Origin of the sequence: Colwellia maritima (assembly GCF_022669015.1) — a bacterium.
GTDB lineage: Bacteria > Pseudomonadota > Gammaproteobacteria > Enterobacterales > Alteromonadaceae > Colwellia > Colwellia maritima.
This window is the reverse complement of the sequence record NZ_JAKKSL010000001.1, coordinates 1056936-1073359: the sequence shown is the minus strand read 5'-3', so window position 1 is coordinate 1073359 and position 16424 is coordinate 1056936. Positions and strand designations below refer to the sequence as shown.

The window sequence follows — 16424 nt, the reverse complement described above, 5'->3', positions numbered from 1 at the left end:
GATTAAGCGAACCGAGCAAAATTATTATCTCACTTATACAAGCCAATAAAATCCCCAATGCTTTGCAACATTGGGGTCAATAAGTAAAATAACGCTTATTTTATTCCCATTCAATTGTGGCCGGTGGCTTCCCTGATATATCGTATACCACACGTGAAATACCATCAATTTCATTGATAATTCTATTAGATACAAGTCCTAAGAAATCATAAGGCAAATGTGACCAACGTGCAGTCATAAAGTCTATTGTTTCAACGCAGCGTAAGCTAACGACCCAATCATACTTACGCGCATCCCCCATAACCCCTACAGAACGTACAGGTAAGAATACGGTAAACGCTTGACTTACTTTAGTATATAAATCATGTTTGTGTAGTTCTTCAATAAAAATAGCATCAGCGCGACGTAATAAATCCGCATATTCTTTTTTCACTTCACCTAAAATACGTACGCCTAGCCCAGGACCAGGAAACGGATGACGGTAAAGCATGTCATACGGCAAACCTAACTCTAAACCTATTTTACGCACTTCATCTTTAAATAATTCGCGTAGTGGCTCAACTAAGCCTAATTTCATATAATCAGGTAAGCCGCCCACATTATGATGTGACTTAATTACATGTGCCTTACCTGTTGCTGAAGCGGCAGATTCGATGACATCAGGATAAATGGTGCCTTGTGCTAACCATTTAGCATTCTCAAGCTTGTTTGATTCCTCTTCAAAAACATCAATAAAAACATTACCAATTATTTTACGTTTTTTCTCAGGATCATCTTCTCCGGCTAAGCGATCTAAAAATCTATCTTCTGCATCAATCTTAATAATATTTAAGCCAAAGTGATCGCCAAACATGTCCATGACTTGTTGACCTTCGTTTAACCTAAGTAATCCGTTATCTACAAAAACACAGGTGAGTTGCTTACCAATAGCTCGATGTAAAAGCATGGCAACAACGGATGAATCAACTCCGCCTGAAAGACCTAAAATAACTTCGTCATCACCCACTTGTTCTTTCATCTTGGCAATGGCATCTTCAATAATTGAAGCTGATGTCCACAATTTTTCACACTGACAAATATCAACAACAAAGTGCTCTAATATACGCAGACCTTGTTTGGTATGAGTGACTTCAGGATGAAATTGTACACCATAGAATTGCTTATCTTCATTTGCCATGGCAGCAAATGCACAACTTTCTGTTTTCGCAATGGTTACGAAACCTTCTGGAATAGCTGATACTTTATCACCATGGCTCATCCAAACATCTAACAATGCATTACCATTAGTACTGACACTGTCTTCAATCGCATTAAATAAAGGTGATTTAGATATGACTTCAACTGCAGCATAACCAAACTCTTTATGTTCACTACTTTGTACGCCGCCGCCGAGTTGTTCTGCCATCGTCTGCATACCATAACAAATACCTAAAACAGGTACATTTGCCGTAAAGACATATTCAGGTGCACGAGGTGAATTTTCTTCGGTTACTGACTCTGGGCCACCGGCTAGAATTATTCCTGTTGGATTAAACGCTTTAATTTGTGCTTCTGTCACATCCCATGACCAAAGTTCACAGTAAACGCCAATTTCACGTACACGACGAGCAATAAGGGGTGTATTGTGAGCCAAAATCTAAAATCAGTATGCGGTGATCATGAATGTCTGTACTCATGTTTTTGTTCCTGCTTTTTACCATTAAAGGTATTGTTTATAAATAACAACACCCTGAACTTTTCTCTAACAAGAGTGCAGTTCAGGGTGTTTGAATTCTGTCTATTTTCACAATGTAATGCGTTGTAAAAATTGAATGTTTATAGCTACATTAGGTTGAGAGTATTTTAGTTCTCGTTCAAGGCGCTAGCGTGAAGTTGACGATAGTCAATGAGCACTTGCAACGCCGAAATTGAGCTAAAATAACTCAACCGATCTATCCCATACGATAATTAGGGGCTTCTTTTGTGATGGTGACATCATGTACGTGCGACTCGCCCATGCCCGCAGACGTTATTTTCATAAACTCTGGTTTAGTACGCATCACTTCAATCGTAGCACTACCAGTTAATCCCATAGATGAGCGTAACCCCCCCATTTGCTGATGAATAATGGCAGCAACAGGTCCTTTATAAGCTACACGTCCTTCTATGCCTTCAGGTACTAATTTATCAGCCTCACCGTCTGACTTTTGGAAGTAACGATCACTTGACCCTTCTTTTTGATCCATCGCTCCTAAAGAGCCCATGCCACGATACGATTTGTAATAACGGCCTTGATACAATTCCACTTCACCTGGTGCTTCTTCTGTGCCCGCCAAGATACTACCAACCATGACACAATGCGCGCCGGCAACAAGCGCTTTTGCAATATCCCCTGAAAAACGAATACCACCATCAGCAATAACAGGAATATCAGTACCTTTTAACGCTTCTACAGCATTTGAAATAGCCGTTAATTGTGGTACACCAACACCTGTAACAATACGTGTTGTACAAATTGAACCAGGACCGATACCGACTTTAACAGCGTCAACACCTGCATCGGCTAATGCTTTGGCTCCGGCCCCAGTGGCAACATTACCGGCAACTATTTGTAAATCAGGGTATTTTTCTCGCGTTTCTTTAACGCGATCTAACACCCCTTGAGAATGACCATGCGAGGTATCAATTAGTAATACATCAACGCCGGCCGCCACTAAGGCATCAATACGCTCATCAGTACCGGCTCCCACACCTACTGCAGCACCAACACGTAAACGACCAAGTTCATCTTTACAAGCATTAGGCTTACTTTCCGCTTTTTGATAATCTTTTGCAGTGATTAAACCAACCAGTTTAAAAGCATCATCTACTACCAGTATTTTTTCAATACGGTTTTCATGCATTAAACCGAGAATTTCTGCTCGAGCAGCACCTGATTTTACCGTAATGAGATTTTCTTTTGTTGTCATCAAAATAGAAGCGGGTTTTGTTAAGTCAGTTTCAAAGCGTAAATCTCGGCCTGTAATAATACCAACTAAGTTATTATTATCATCAACAACTGGAAAACCTGAAAAGCCAAGCTTATCTGCTTTGCGCATAATAGTTTCAATTGTGTCAGATGCTTTTACAGTTTTAGGATTCGATACAATACCGCTTTCATACTTTTTAACTTGCTTAACGTTGAAAGCTTGCTCAGAGATAGTCATATTTTTATGAATAAACCCTAGACCACCTTCTTGCGCTAACGTAATGGCTAAACGTGCCTCGGTTACTGTATCCATCGATGCAGAAACAATGGGTACATTTAAATTAATCTTTCGGGTTAAACGGGTTTGTAAATTAGCAGTGTGAGGTAGTACTTTAGAGTGAGCCGGTACTAATAGAACATCATCAAAAGTTAATGCTTCTTGGGCAATTCGTAACATCGCAATATCACCAGAGTTAAGGAGGAAAGTGGATACCAAACATTTAAAAGTTGGTATCGAATATTGCGGCAGAATTTTAACTGTTTTCTTTAGTTAGGTAAACATAAATTTTCTTTTCAACCACTATTATTTCAAGTTTGGTTTGGAAAATAAATCATGAAATAAATGTCCTAATTTTTTTTCATCGCGATATACTGTTGTTTACTTATCTTTTTTCTCATCAATAAATACCGTTATTATGCCCGCACAACATATATTACAAGTTAGTGAACTCACTAGAAAGGTTCGTTTTATTATAGAAAGCGAGCTAAATACTGTGTGGTTAACAGGTGAAATATCAAATTTTGTTCCGGCAAGTTCTGGTCATTGGTATTTATCCTTAAAAGACAGTAAATCACAAATACGTTGTGCGATGTTCAAAGGTAACAATCAAAAAACCAATATTACTCCGCGAAATGGTCAGCAAGTTTTAGTCAGGGCCAAAGTCTCATTATATGAACCCCGTGGTGATTTTCAGCTTATTATTGAGCAGATGGATGACGCGGGAGAAGGTTTATTACGTCAACAATACGAGCAATTGAAAAATAAACTTAACGCGCTCGGTATCTTTTCCTCAGTCCATAAAAAATCCATTCCAACACATATACAAAGATTAGGCATTATCACTTCCCCCACAGGGGCTGCAGTAAAAGATATCTTAACGGTTTTAAATCGCCGAAATCCAAATATTAACGTAATAATTTACCCTGCGTTAGTACAAGGTAAATATGCAAGTAACGATATATGTCATGCCATTGCCCAAGCGAACGACCGAAACGAATGTGATGTACTCATTGTGGGTCGTGGCGGCGGCTCTTTAGAAGATCTCTGGTCGTTTAATGAAGAAAGTGTTGTGCACGCTATTTACGATTCGATTATCCCTATCATCAGTGCTGTTGGTCATGAGATTGACACAACATTAAGCGATTATGTTGCCGATTTGCGCGCAGCAACGCCCTCTGCTGCAGCTGAATTAGTATCGAGTGATAGTGATGAATTATTGAAAAAGATCACATTATTTACACAACGTTTAACCGATGCAATAGGCAGAAAATACGCAATACTTAACCAACAGCTTGGTTATTATCAGCACAGATTAGCGCAAGTACATCCTGAACAGCAGTTACGTATTCACCAACAAAAATCAGATGAACTTAATGTTAGATTAAAGCAAGTAATAAGCCGCATTATTAGCCAGGCACATTACCACCCCGAAAGAACTTGAACAACGACTCAGCAGAGTTTCGCCCAATAAGCAAATTACAACACAACAAGCAAATGTTACTCAATTAGCACAACGATTAGTTAACGCACAACAAAATAATTTGCTGCATAAAAGTGAATTATTTGTGCATTTAATTGAGCAATTACAGTTAGTAAGTCCGTTAGCTACTATTGCAAGAGGTTATGGTATTATTCGTGGTTCAAACACAAAGGTGGTAAATTCCGTTACACAAGTATCTATTAATGATGAGATAAACATTCAAGTGACTGATGGTACAATTAAAGCCGCTGTTATTGAGTGATGCCGATAAACAAACTATCCTTTTGCTGTAATAGTGCTTAATAGTAGTTGACTGACTTGCTCATTACTTTCTGAATCAAACATCACACCAAAAGACAGCCCATCATTTTGCTGTTTCAAATTGCAGACCGCGCCTGTTAATTTAAAATTACTAGCACCTTGTTCATCTTCCACAACAATTTCAAGAGATTTTTTTTCTGATAATACTAATTTTTCACCATTAACAATGTTTAACTGACAGCCATTAATTGAGAGATTAGTGATAGTGGTTTGCCAATAATTGTCATCCACTTTTACTTTAGCATCGATATCCGTTTCAATACGAATTGAGGAACGCAAATTTTGTAGGCCAACGGTGCGAGGAAAATCCAAAACCATAATACGCGAAGGCATTTGTAATGTTTGCTTGATCGTACTAACAAAAGCCACTACAGCACCTTCATGGCCCTCAATTAATCCCCGCACAGTGATAGTGGCCCCTTGCACTAAATCTTTGGGAAAATTTACCTAACTTACCTGAATCAGGAAATTGAATTAATACGTATTTCTTCGGAAGATAACCAATGAATGTTGTTCTAAATTTACCACGTTGACCTCTTGGTGTCGCGATATCGATAGTGACTAATGACCCCGCATGAAGTAATGCTAAGTTCCGGTCTAAGCGTGTTGCTGTGTCAATATCCGTGGGTTTTACAGACATAAGTTTACATCCCTTTATGTATATTAAATAACACTAGCCAAATGAGGGGGTAAAAGCAATAATTTTCAATGATGAATCAAATGAATCAAGAACGAATAGTAAGAAAAATACTGAGTCGCAAAAAAACGCCTAAAACTTATCTGCAACTCTTCTCTAACTAACAACTCGTACTGTGATTACTTATTATCTTTATTATAACCTTGTGTAGCTCTGGCCATTTTCTTTTGTTCTGTGAAAGTAAGCTTTTTCTTGCCTGCAAAGGGATTAGATGTTTCTCTGAATTCAATACGAATTGGTGTTCCCATAATTTTTAACGACTTTCGGTAGTAGTTCATTAAATATCGTTTATATGAGCTAGGTAACTTCTTAGCTAAATTTCCATGAATCACAATAATAGGAGGATTATACCCGCCTGCATGTGCATATTTAAGCTTAACACGACGTCCTTGATGCATAGGTGGTTGATGGTCAAATACCGCCATATCTAAAATTTTCGTAACCATCGCAGTAGAAATCCGTTTAGTTGCACTAACAAAAGCTTCCTCAACAGATTCATACAAATGCCCAACACCCGTACCATGTAACGCTGAAATAAAATGAATTTTAGCAAAATCAATAAAACCTAAGCGTCTGTCTAATTCCGTTTTAATTCGATCTTTAACATGGTCATCCAACCCGTCCCATTTGTTCACTGCTAGCACTAATGAGCGACCAGACTCGAGGATAAAGCCTAATAGGCTTAAATCTTGATCTGTAATTCCTTCACGGGCATCAATAATCAGTAAACAAACGTTTGAATCTTCAATCGCTCGTAGCGTTTTAATGACTGAAAATTTTTCCACAATATCAGTAACATTCTTACGACGACGAATACCCGCTGTATCAATTAAAGTGTAAGAACGCCCATTATGTTCCATTGGAATATAAACACTATCACGTGTTGTACCTGGCATATCAAATACAACAACACGTTCTTCACCTAATATACGGTTAGTAAGTGTTGACTTACCAACATTAGGTTTACCAATGATAGCAAGCTTTATTGTATCATTTTCACTTGGAGCTTCTTCGACTTGTTTCGCCAACTCAGCTTCAGTTAGCTCATAATCAAGTTCATCATCAGTAAAATTATCAAACTCTTCATTAAGTGTGTCTGGGTTATCACCTGCTACTTTAGGTTGCCTTAATGCCTCAATGTGTGGCGTTAAGGCAAGCGTTAATAATTGAGTTACCCCACGACCATGAGCCGCAGCAATTTGGTGAACTTCTTCACCCAAACTTAATGCGTAGAATTCTGCCACAGCAGAGTCGGCATCTATACCATCAACTTTATTTGCGACTAAGAATATTTTTTTGTCTTGCTTTCGCAAGTAATCAGCAATACCAAAATCAGCTGAGGTCAGTCCATCTCGAGCATCCACTAGGAAAAGTACCGCATCGGCTTCTTCTACGGCCATCAATGACTGCTCGGCCATCAACGCATCAATGCCTTCTTCATCACCATGGATCCCCCCCGTATCAATGACAATAAAGGGATGTTCTTCAACTTCCGCTTTGCCATATTGACGATCTCGAGTTAAGCCAGGGTAATCAGCAACTAAAGCATTTCTTGAGCGTGTTAAGCGGTTAAATAATGTTGATTTACCAACATTTGGGCGGCCAACAAGGGCAACAACAGGAAGCATGAAAACCTCAAAATTCAATAAAACTCTTGAATTATTTAAATAAAAAACAAAAGTACAAAAACAAGTAACGGCTCCACATGCTATTGCATTGGAGCCGTATATAATTCTAGTATAAAAACTAGCTAGCCGGGAGCTTATTGCCCACTTTTATCATTTTAGGTGTTGCAATTGCTTGCAAATCACCATCACGTGACTGACTATATAAAATATTATCAAGCACCGTTGGAGTGGTATGAATGCCACTACTGTCCACTTCATGACGGGCTACAATTTCGCCCGTTTCTTGGTCTAACCAATGCAAATAACCTTCAAAATCGCCAACCACTACATAATTATCTATAACGGCAGGGCCGGTAACGCCTCGATTAGTCAAAGCTAAATTACTCCATCGCTCGATACCATTCAGACGATCTATAGCATAAACATGACCACGAACATTCGTCAGGAAAATAGTATTACGGTAAATGGAGATCTGACGATAAGAAGAATATTGTCGCTTCCAAAGAATTCGACCGCTTTTAAGTTCAATAGCAACTAGGTTACCTCGAGACGAAACAGCATAGACTTTATCACCAAAGACAACCGGTGCTGAATCAACATCAATCACGCGTTCAAGTTCAGTTGAGCCTGTTGGCTCACCTACTTCAGCTGACCAACCTTGTTGTCCACTCTCTAACAAATAAACATTAACGCCACCTTTACCTGTACCGACCAGTACTCCGCCTGAAGCTAACACAGGTGCACTAATTCCACGTAATGTTAATGCAGGTACGTCTTGTTCTATTTTCCATAATTCTTCGCCGTCGTTAGCATTCATCGCCTTCATAACACCAGAGGCAGAGTTAACAATAACAATACCGGCATCTATCGCCGGCGTGTTAATCACTTCACCTTTAATATTGGTTTGCCATGAAAGTTGGCCATTTTCGGCATCTAACGCAAAAACTTTTCCGTTTTCACTACCAATAAACACTTTATTTAACCCTACAGCAGGCCCACCCGAAAGTAAGGTGGTATACGATTATCCCAAAAGCTACGTTCATTATTAATATCGCTTAAATCGGCTTTCCAAAGTGATTTACCCGTTTTTACATCAAAAGCAATAACGTCACCATCACGGTTAGCGCTATACACTTTATTATAGGCAACAATCGGTTTTAAGCGTGAAAAATAATCATCAATGCCATCGCCAACGCTTTGTTCCCATAAAACTTTTGGAGTAAACTTTTGCTCAAGCTCAGTTAACTCTGCTTTGGCTCTTCACTTTTGTCTTCATCATCAGTTGATGAACAGGCAAATAATGTGCTTGAAAGTAAAAGAATAGAAAAGACTTTCGCGTATTTACCAAGCAAACCTTTACTTGTTTGTTTTTTAAAAAAAACCATTAAACAACCTTATGTTACTTAGCAACAGGAATAGCAGTCGTTATATTAACGGCTGTGGCCAAATCATCTAGCTTCATTTGTAAATTTGGGCTAGTGGCTAAACCATCCGCGTCAATAGCCGCTTGATAAGCATTACGTGCTAATTCTTTTTTGTTTTGTAACAGGTAAGTGTCACCTTTTATTTCTTCGATTGACGCCTTAAAAGATTCAGGTAAAGGTTGAGCCAATGTTGATAAGGCTTGTTCGTATTGCTCTTGCTGAACCTGTACTCGCGCTAGACGTAAACTAGCAATACCTTTAATACCGTCACTTGGTGCGCTTTTAATTGCCAACTTCAATTGAGTTTGCACTTTTTCCCAATCTTTAGTGCTTGCATACTCTTTTGCTAAAGCTAAGGCAGTTAACGATTCATAACTAGTGCCTGAATTTTCACTAATAAATTTTTCAGCATTTTGAGTAAATGTTGTTTCATCATCATTAACACTTGCTTCAATTAATGTTTGATAGCTATCTGAAACCGCAATTTCATCTTCAAGCTTATTGTCTTTATAGACATTAAAACCAATGAAACCGGCAAAACCTAACGCAATACCCGCAATAATCATATTGCCATTTTCTGCCCAATAGCCTTTAATCGCTTCTACTTGCTGCTCTTCTGTTTGATAAATTTCCACTACATCACCTTGACTAAAAACTTTTAAATTAATTCACTTAACAAACTTGGAACTTTCTCAAATGCCAAGCTTTGTTGTTCTTGTTGTTCGCGTAAATATTTAACCATAACACTTTGTTGGGCAATTTCATCATCACCTAAGATTAACGCGATTTTGGCGCCTGATTTATCAGCACGCTTTAATTGTTTTTTCATGTTGCCACCACCACAATGGCATTGTAAACGAATATTCGGTACTTGATCACGCCATTGCTCAGCTAATTCATTCGCTTTAACTTGGGCTTCATCACCTAAGATCACTACATAGGCATCAACTTGAGGACGAACATCAGCAACAGCTTCACTGTTAGTTAACATCAGTACTAATCGCTCAATCCCTAAAGCAAATCCAAAACCTGGCGTGGCTTTACCGCCAAGTTGTTCGACTAAACCGTCATAACGACCGCCTGCACAAATAGTACCTTGCGCACCAAGGCTACTGGTAACCCATTCGAATACGGTGCGATTATAATAATCTAACCCGCGAACTAAGCGATCATTCAATACATATTTAACACCTGCGGCATCTAAACGTGCACACAAACTATCAAAATGTTGCTGTGTTTCCTCACCAAAATAATCTGACAATTTAGGTGCACCCGCTAATGCGTCTTGTACTTGTGGATTTTTGCTATCCAATACTCTTAACGGGTTAGTATGCATACGGCGTTTTGAATCTTCATCCAATAAGGCTTCACGTTCAGTTAAATAACTGACGAGTGCTTCTCTGTAATTAGCTCGCTCGTCATTGCTACCTAAAGAATTCAACTCTAGTGTGACAAATTCATTGATACCAAGTTCCCGCCATAAACGAGAAGTTAACAAAATAATTTCGGCATCAATATCCGGTGTCGCAATACCAAAGGCTTCTAGACCAAATTGATGAAATTGACGATAACGACCTTTTTGTGGCCTTTCATGACGGAACATTGGCCCCATATACCAGAAACGTTGTTCTTGATTATATAAAAGTCCATGTTGAATACCTGCACGTACACAGCTTGCCGTACCTTCAGGACGTAATGTCAAACTATCGCCATTTAAATCATCAAAGGTATACATTTCTTTTTCAACAATATCGGTTACTTCACCAATAGAACGCTTAAACAACGCTGTTGACTCAACAATTGGCATACGAATTTCTGCAAAACCGTAGTTGCTAGCCACTCGAGACAATACGGACTCTACCATTTGCCAGATATTCGTTTCGCTTGGCAAGCAATCATTCATACCACGAATTGCTTGTAGCGCTTTATTTTTAGCCACTTTTTGTATCTCTCTTTTATTTATCAATGCTATCAAAATTTATTCAATTTATGCAGCGCGCATTATACCCAATATAGAGTAATTCTCAAATGAGATAATTAGTCTAGCGCTTTGAAATTAATTTGATTATTTTGTGCTGAACGCGTTTCTATTGCGTGCGCTTTTGCACGAATTCGTTGTTCTAATTGATCAACTAGATCGCTATTATCAAAGCGTTCTTTTTGACGAATACCATCTAAATAATAACCACTTTTTTTGTTGCTACCCGTTAGGCCTAGATCAGATACCATGGCTTCTCCAGGTCCATTCACGATGCAACCAATAATAGATACATCCATAGGTGTCATAATATCTTCGATGCGTTGTTCTAAGGCATTAACAGTTGCAACTACATCAAACTCTTGACGAGAACAACTTGGACAAGCAATTAAATTAATGCCACGACTACGTAATTTAAGTGATTTTAAAATATCAAAACCGACTTTGATTTCTTCTATAGGATCTGCTGCCAGTGATATACGTAACGTATCTCCAATCCCTTGAGCCAAGAGTAAACCTAATCCTACAGAAGACTTTACCGACCCTGAACGTAATCCACCTGCTTCGGTTATGCCAAGGTGTAATGGGTTATCAATTTGTTTCGCTAATAATTTATAAGATTCTACCGCAAGAAAAACATCCGAAGCTTTAACGCTAACTTTAAATTGATTAAAATTAAGCCTATCAAGAATATCAACATGGCGCATAGCAGATTCAAGTAATGCTTCAGGAGTAGGCTCTGTATATTTCTCTTGAATATCTTTTTCTAATGAGCCGCCATTCACGCCAATACGTATTGGAATATTATTATCACGTGCACATTCAACAACACTACGGACGCGGTCTTCACGCCCAATGTTCCCAGGATTTATGCGTAAACAATCTACACCATATTCCGCAACTTTTAACGCGATACGATAGTCAAAATGAATATCTGCTACAAGCGGTACATTCACTTGCTTTTTGATTTCTCGAAATGCCTCGGCTGCATCCATCGTTGGTACACTAACACGCACGATATCGGCACCAACCGCTTCTAGTGACTTAATTTGCGCTACTGTTGCAACAACGTCAGTGGTAAGTGTATTAGTCATAGATTGCACAGTAATGGGTGCATCACCTCCGACAGGAACATTACCCACCATAATTTGGCGAGACTTTCTACGAATAATAGGAGATTCTTTAAACATAATTTTTATTACAGCGTTCTTTTACGAATAATTTATAAATTTAGTGGCAAGGTAAACTTTGCTATATTACCTTTACTAAAAGTGGACATATCAATAGGTTGTTCATCAAACATTATGGTGGCTAGTTCGGGCCTTCCTAGTGTGACTTTTAATGGCGCCTGACCATTAACAGTCATAACATAACCTGATTTTTTTACTCCCCAAGCAATACGCTCACCGGTGGCATCAAAGATATTAACCCAACAATCACCTGAAAAAGTGAACACTGCAGTACTGATAACGACATCAGGCTGTTTATCGTCTTTTGAGATCGTATTAATGCTTTGATCTTCAGTTAAATCATCAAGTGCTTCATTGGTAGTGTTAGGAATATTTTCTTGGTCACTATCGGCTGAATCTATGACTAATTCAACAGGATCTACTTCATCATTTGGTGTTTGGGTACTTGATGTTTGTTTACTCGGCACAAGTACTTCAGCTTCTGTATTCAGAACAGCAGCAGGTGTTGAGGAAGCCTGTAAATCAGCGGAAATTTTTTCATCAACCGAGAGCTTAGGCTCTTGTTGCCACCACAGTATCATCAAGCCACATAATATGGCGACTATAAAATAACTAAACCACATTAATCGACTATGTTCTGCTTGTTTTTCAGTTAAATTAGAGAAGCTTTGCATTTCGCTGCGTTGAACTTCAGCCACACCAAGCATGTCATAAGCACTTAATACATCAATAACATCAACATTGACCAATTTTGCGTAACTACGCAGGTAGCCACGGTTATAGGTTCTTGGTAATTTTTGGTCGAAAAGATCTTGTTCTATGTTTTCAACTAAACGTGTTTTAAAGTTTAATTTTTTGGCAACATCTTCAGTAGTAAGAGATAAGCTCTGCCGCGCTTCGCTCAGCATTTGCCCTGGGCCAACAACCTCTATGTGCTCGCTCAGCTCATTAGTTTCCGTATCATCGTTAGACAATGTCATTGTTTTCTTACTCATTTACTGATTTACCAATTTAGGATTTTCTAAAAAAATTATATCTTTTATATGAAGCTTTTTATTCTTATCAATTTTATTCCATCGGCGTAATGCATTAATTTTGACATTATATTTTACCGAAATACTATACAAAGTATCTCCGGCCTCACCACATGAAAGTCTGGGAAATTTTTAGGTTCTACTAGTTCTACTAAGGGTTCATCTGCTTGCTCTTGTACAAATTGTTCTTCATTCTTTTCTTTAGCAACGTTCACACTTTCATCGAGTATTGTTTCCTCTTGTTCAGGTTGAACGGTAGTAGAATCCTCAACAGAATTGTCTGCGTCTTGAACTGTATTTGCTAATTTTACTATTGTCGGTTTACTATCAACGTGATTCGTATCAGTAACCTCTTTTATTTGTGTGGAATCCACAAGAGTCTCAGCCTCTTTAGGTAGATTATCCAAACCTTTGTCATTCATATCATTCACTACGCTGACGTTTTCATCCGCGCCGGTGTATGATGTTATTGGTGACTGAATTGAGGATGTTGAATCTTGAGCATCCTTTACTAGCTTTACGATTGTTTGTTTTTCTTGCGTTATAACTGTTTGAGCTGTTTCTACTTGAGAAGTTTCATCTGATATTTGATTGGTTTCATTTTCAGTGACATTCACTTGTACTGATGATGTTTCCTCAAGCGTTTTTTTAGTCTGTTTTTTCGGAGATAATTTGACGATACGTTTTTTAGGCTGTGACTGTGTGGTTGTCTCTTGTGAATTTTGGTATCTTTTAGCTAAGTTATCCGCTTCTATTAACTCAAGCTCATTAAGTAAATATTGCTGACTCTCCCACGATTGTGGATACATTTTGACTAACATTGTTCCGTAGTTCTTAGCAACACCACGTTGTCCAAGCTTCTTATGCACTTTATAAGACAAAGCGAGAGATTTAGGAGTAAAACGGCGTGTCACTTTTGCAAAGCGTTGCTCAAATAGTTTGGCCTGTTTGTAATTCCCAATAGCATATTGTAATTGCACCATTTGAAATAAAGTAGAGGCACTACTAGGGCTGTGCATAATCGCTTTATTTAAATAGGTTTCTGCTTTGCTGAAGTTATCTACTTGTAAAAAACATGAGGCTAGGTTTTCATAGCTTTTTGAAACTAAGCTATAAGTTGGTACCGCAATCGCTTTTAAAAATTGCTTTTCTGCCTCCTCTATTTTATCTTTTCGACATAAATACACCCCATAATTGTTTAGGGTATCTGGATCCTCACTTTTTATTGAGAGTGCTTTCTCGTAAGACTCAACTGTCAGTTCATCTTCACCTACCGTTTCATAATAATGAGCGAAGGCGGTATACACTTGCACCATATCAGGGGCAAAATTTTTCGCTTTTTCTAAATTTTGTTTAGCTTGGGACATATTACCCATTTTTAAATAGCCTAAACCTAACGAAACACGTGTTGCAGCCATATCATTTCTATTCGACTGGTTTTGAACAACAGGCGTATTATCATTTTCATAATTTTGCGTAACACAACCAGATAAAAATAGTGGCGAAATGGCAAAAGCGGTAATAATAGCTCGTTTTGTAATAAAGTATTTATCCATAATTGGCTGAACTTGCTTCATTAATTTTATATTTATAAATAAGATTGATTGATAATAGCGCGATCAGAGTATCTTTACCGATATTTCGTCAGCTTTCACCTGTTTTTTTTGTGTTAAAGCATTTTGTTGTAGTTGAGTACGTTTAGTGCGATCCAAAACATCACCCGCTAACTGCCCACATGCCGCATCAATATCTTCACCACGTGTTCTCCGTGTTATCACTGTTAAGCCATAGCTTTGCAATACTTTATCAAATCGATCAATTCGAGAGTTACTCGGACGTTTATAAGGAGAGCCGGGGTAATAATTAAAAGGAATCAGGTTAATTTTACTCGGTAAATCTTTTAGTACATGCGCCAAAGCATGCGCTTGTTCCGTAGAATCATTCACATGATCAAGCATAACATATTCAATTGTTGCTTGTTTGTTTGCCTTTGAACCATCGATATAGCGTGCTGCAGCGGTTATAAACTCTTCTAATGGATATTTTTTATTAATTGGCACTAATACGTCACGCAAAGCATTGTCTGGCGCATGAATTGAAATAGCCAAAGCACAATCAATTTTTTCTTTTAGCATGTCTAATGCGGGTACAACCCCAGAAGTACTTACGGTAACACGTCGTTTTGAAAGTCCATACCCTAAATCATTCAGCATGGTATCAAGTGCAGGAATAAGGTTTTTCATATTGAGCAATGGCTCACCCATGCCCATCATAACGATATTCGTAATCGGTCGTTTACCTGTAATACGAGTTGCGCCAATATCATTAGCTACACGCCATACTTGACCAATAATTTCAGCCATAGATAAGTTACGATTAAAGCCCTGCTGAGCGGTAGAGCAGAAGGTACACTCAAGAGCACAACCAACTTGAGAGGAAACACACAATGTTGCGCGATCATTTTCAGGAATCCATACGGTTTCTACTTCTTGCCCACCCTCTAAAACAAGTGCATATTTAATTGTGCCATCAGTAGAGACTTGTTTTTTCGAAATTTCAGGCGATTTAATTTCACAATTTCGTTGTAACTTTTCCCTCAATTTTTTATTTAAATTTGTCATTTGTTCAAAATCAGAATATCCAAAGTGGTATATCCATTTCATGATTTGGTCTGCTCTAAAGGGTTTTTCACCTATAGAAGCAAAATAGTCACGTAACCCTTGATGGTCAAGATTCAATAAATTTACTTTAGCGCTTTCTTTGACACTTTCTCTATCGATAGGGTCGCTCATACAACAAACTCTCACAATTTATACTAAAAAAACAAGGTAAATACGGATACGAATTGTACGCTTTTCATGCGAAATTCGCAATTTTACTATTAAGCTCAAAATGCAAAAAGGATTCTACTGATTGCTCAGCAAAATCCTTTCTTACGCAATAATCAACTAAGCAGTTAAACTAAACAACTTTTATTTAGTTTAAAGGTTTATTAACGAGTACGTGGACAAATTTCATCATCTGAGAAGAAATAAGCAATCTCACGTGCTGCAGATTCTAAAGCATCAGAGCCGTGACAGGCATTTTCATCGATTGAATCAGCATAATCAGCACGTAGAGTACCGGCTAATGCATCACTTGGATTAGTAGCACCCATGATTTCACGATTTTTAAGTACTGCATTCTCGCCTTCTAACACTTGCACCATGACAGGACCAGAGGTCATAAATTCAACTAGTGCACCAAAGAAAGGACGTTCGCTGTGTTCAGCATAAAAGCCTTCTGCTTTTTCTTTGCTTAGGTGTAACATTTTAGAAGCAACAATTTTAAGACCCGCAGTTTCAAAACGATTGTAGATTTGTCCAATAACATTTTTTGCTACAGCATCAGGTTTTACGATAGAAAAAGTACGTTCGATAGCCATGATAAGCCCTCAATAATATAT

At 38.2% G+C, this 16424-nt stretch carries 16 protein-coding genes and 1 pseudogene; 2 read left to right on the top strand and 15 right to left on the bottom strand.

Features of this window, described 5'->3' with window-relative positions:
- Positions 1 to 100: 100 nt before the first annotated feature.
- Both guaA and guaB read right to left on the bottom strand, forming a co-directional pair.
- Positions 101 to 1676, bottom strand: a pseudogene (gene guaA, locus L3081_RS05330) (glutamine-hydrolyzing GMP synthase).
- 255 nt (positions 1677 to 1931) lie between these two features.
- Positions 1932 to 3404, bottom strand: coding sequence for an IMP dehydrogenase (gene guaB, locus L3081_RS05325; protein WP_242283993.1), 1473 nt, complete (start codon positions 3402 to 3404; stop codon positions 1932 to 1934).
- Positions 3405 to 3642: 238 nt separating this feature from the next.
- Between guaB and xseA the strand changes: the two genes are divergently transcribed.
- Both xseA and L3081_RS28015 read left to right on the top strand, forming a co-directional pair.
- Positions 3643 to 4668 carry an exodeoxyribonuclease VII large subunit gene (xseA, locus tag L3081_RS05320; RefSeq protein ID WP_338027123.1) on the top strand — a complete coding sequence of 342 codons (1026 nt, stop codon included), beginning with the start codon at positions 3643 to 3645 and terminating at the stop codon, positions 4666 to 4668.
- On the top strand, positions 4646 to 4969 hold the full coding sequence (locus L3081_RS28015; protein ID WP_338027262.1) for an exodeoxyribonuclease VII large subunit: 324 nt from the start codon (positions 4646 to 4648) through the stop codon (positions 4967 to 4969). The genes xseA and L3081_RS28015 overlap by 23 nt, the downstream gene beginning before the upstream one ends.
- Positions 4970 to 4983: 14 nt before the next feature.
- Here L3081_RS28015 and L3081_RS05315 read toward each other — a convergent pair whose 3' ends face one another.
- From L3081_RS05315 to ndk, 13 genes are all read right to left on the bottom strand, one after another.
- Positions 4984 to 5433: a PilZ domain-containing protein gene (locus tag L3081_RS05315; protein WP_242283992.1), complete on the bottom strand. Its 450-nt coding sequence runs from the start codon at positions 5431 to 5433 to the stop codon at positions 4984 to 4986.
- Positions 5417 to 5668, bottom strand: coding sequence for a hypothetical protein (locus L3081_RS05310; protein WP_242283991.1), 252 nt, complete (start codon positions 5666 to 5668; stop codon positions 5417 to 5419). Before L3081_RS05310 ends, L3081_RS05315 begins: the two co-directional genes overlap by 17 nt.
- A gap of 176 nt (positions 5669 to 5844) precedes the next feature.
- Positions 5845 to 7353, bottom strand: coding sequence for a ribosome biogenesis GTPase Der (gene der / locus L3081_RS05305; protein ID WP_242285561.1), 1509 nt, complete (start codon positions 7351 to 7353; stop codon positions 5845 to 5847).
- 118 nt (positions 7354 to 7471) lie between these two features.
- The gene (gene bamB, locus L3081_RS05300; RefSeq protein ID WP_242283990.1) at positions 7472 to 8326 is read right to left on the bottom strand and encodes an outer membrane protein assembly factor BamB; all 855 of its coding nucleotides are present in this window, start codon (positions 8324 to 8326) and stop codon (positions 7472 to 7474) included.
- A gap of 11 nt (positions 8327 to 8337) precedes the next feature.
- Entirely contained in the window at positions 8338 to 8487 is a 150-nt protein-coding gene (locus L3081_RS28010) for a hypothetical protein (protein ID WP_242283989.1), read from the bottom strand.
- Between the two features lie 107 nt (positions 8488 to 8594).
- Positions 8595 to 8738 carry a hypothetical protein gene (locus L3081_RS05290; RefSeq protein WP_242283988.1) on the bottom strand — a complete coding sequence of 48 codons (144 nt, stop codon included), beginning with the start codon at positions 8736 to 8738 and terminating at the stop codon, positions 8595 to 8597.
- A 14-nt stretch (positions 8739 to 8752) separates the two neighbouring features.
- Positions 8753 to 9412, bottom strand: coding sequence for a YfgM family protein (locus L3081_RS05285; protein WP_242283987.1), 660 nt, complete (start codon positions 9410 to 9412; stop codon positions 8753 to 8755).
- Positions 9413 to 9435: 23 nt separating this feature from the next.
- A complete protein-coding gene (hisS, locus tag L3081_RS05280) occupies positions 9436 to 10716 on the bottom strand; it encodes a histidine--tRNA ligase (protein WP_242283986.1) in 1281 nt (426 codons plus the stop codon).
- A gap of 98 nt (positions 10717 to 10814) precedes the next feature.
- The gene (gene ispG, locus L3081_RS05275; protein ID WP_242283985.1) at positions 10815 to 11945 is read right to left on the bottom strand and encodes a flavodoxin-dependent (E)-4-hydroxy-3-methylbut-2-enyl-diphosphate synthase; all 1131 of its coding nucleotides are present in this window, start codon (positions 11943 to 11945) and stop codon (positions 10815 to 10817) included.
- A 32-nt stretch (positions 11946 to 11977) separates the two neighbouring features.
- Positions 11978 to 12940, bottom strand: coding sequence for a RodZ domain-containing protein (locus L3081_RS05270; RefSeq protein WP_242283984.1), 963 nt, complete (start codon positions 12938 to 12940; stop codon positions 11978 to 11980).
- A gap of 113 nt (positions 12941 to 13053) precedes the next feature.
- On the bottom strand, positions 13054 to 14556 hold the full coding sequence (gene pilW, locus L3081_RS05260; protein ID WP_242283982.1) for a type IV pilus biogenesis/stability protein PilW: 1503 nt from the start codon (positions 14554 to 14556) through the stop codon (positions 13054 to 13056).
- Positions 14557 to 14598: 42 nt separating this feature from the next.
- Positions 14599 to 15771 carry a dual-specificity RNA methyltransferase RlmN gene (rlmN, locus tag L3081_RS05255; RefSeq protein ID WP_242283981.1) on the bottom strand — a complete coding sequence of 391 codons (1173 nt, stop codon included), beginning with the start codon at positions 15769 to 15771 and terminating at the stop codon, positions 14599 to 14601.
- A 200-nt stretch (positions 15772 to 15971) separates the two neighbouring features.
- Positions 15972 to 16403, bottom strand: coding sequence for a nucleoside-diphosphate kinase (gene ndk, locus L3081_RS05250; RefSeq protein ID WP_242283980.1), 432 nt, complete (start codon positions 16401 to 16403; stop codon positions 15972 to 15974).
- Positions 16404 to 16424 lie beyond the last annotated feature (21 nt).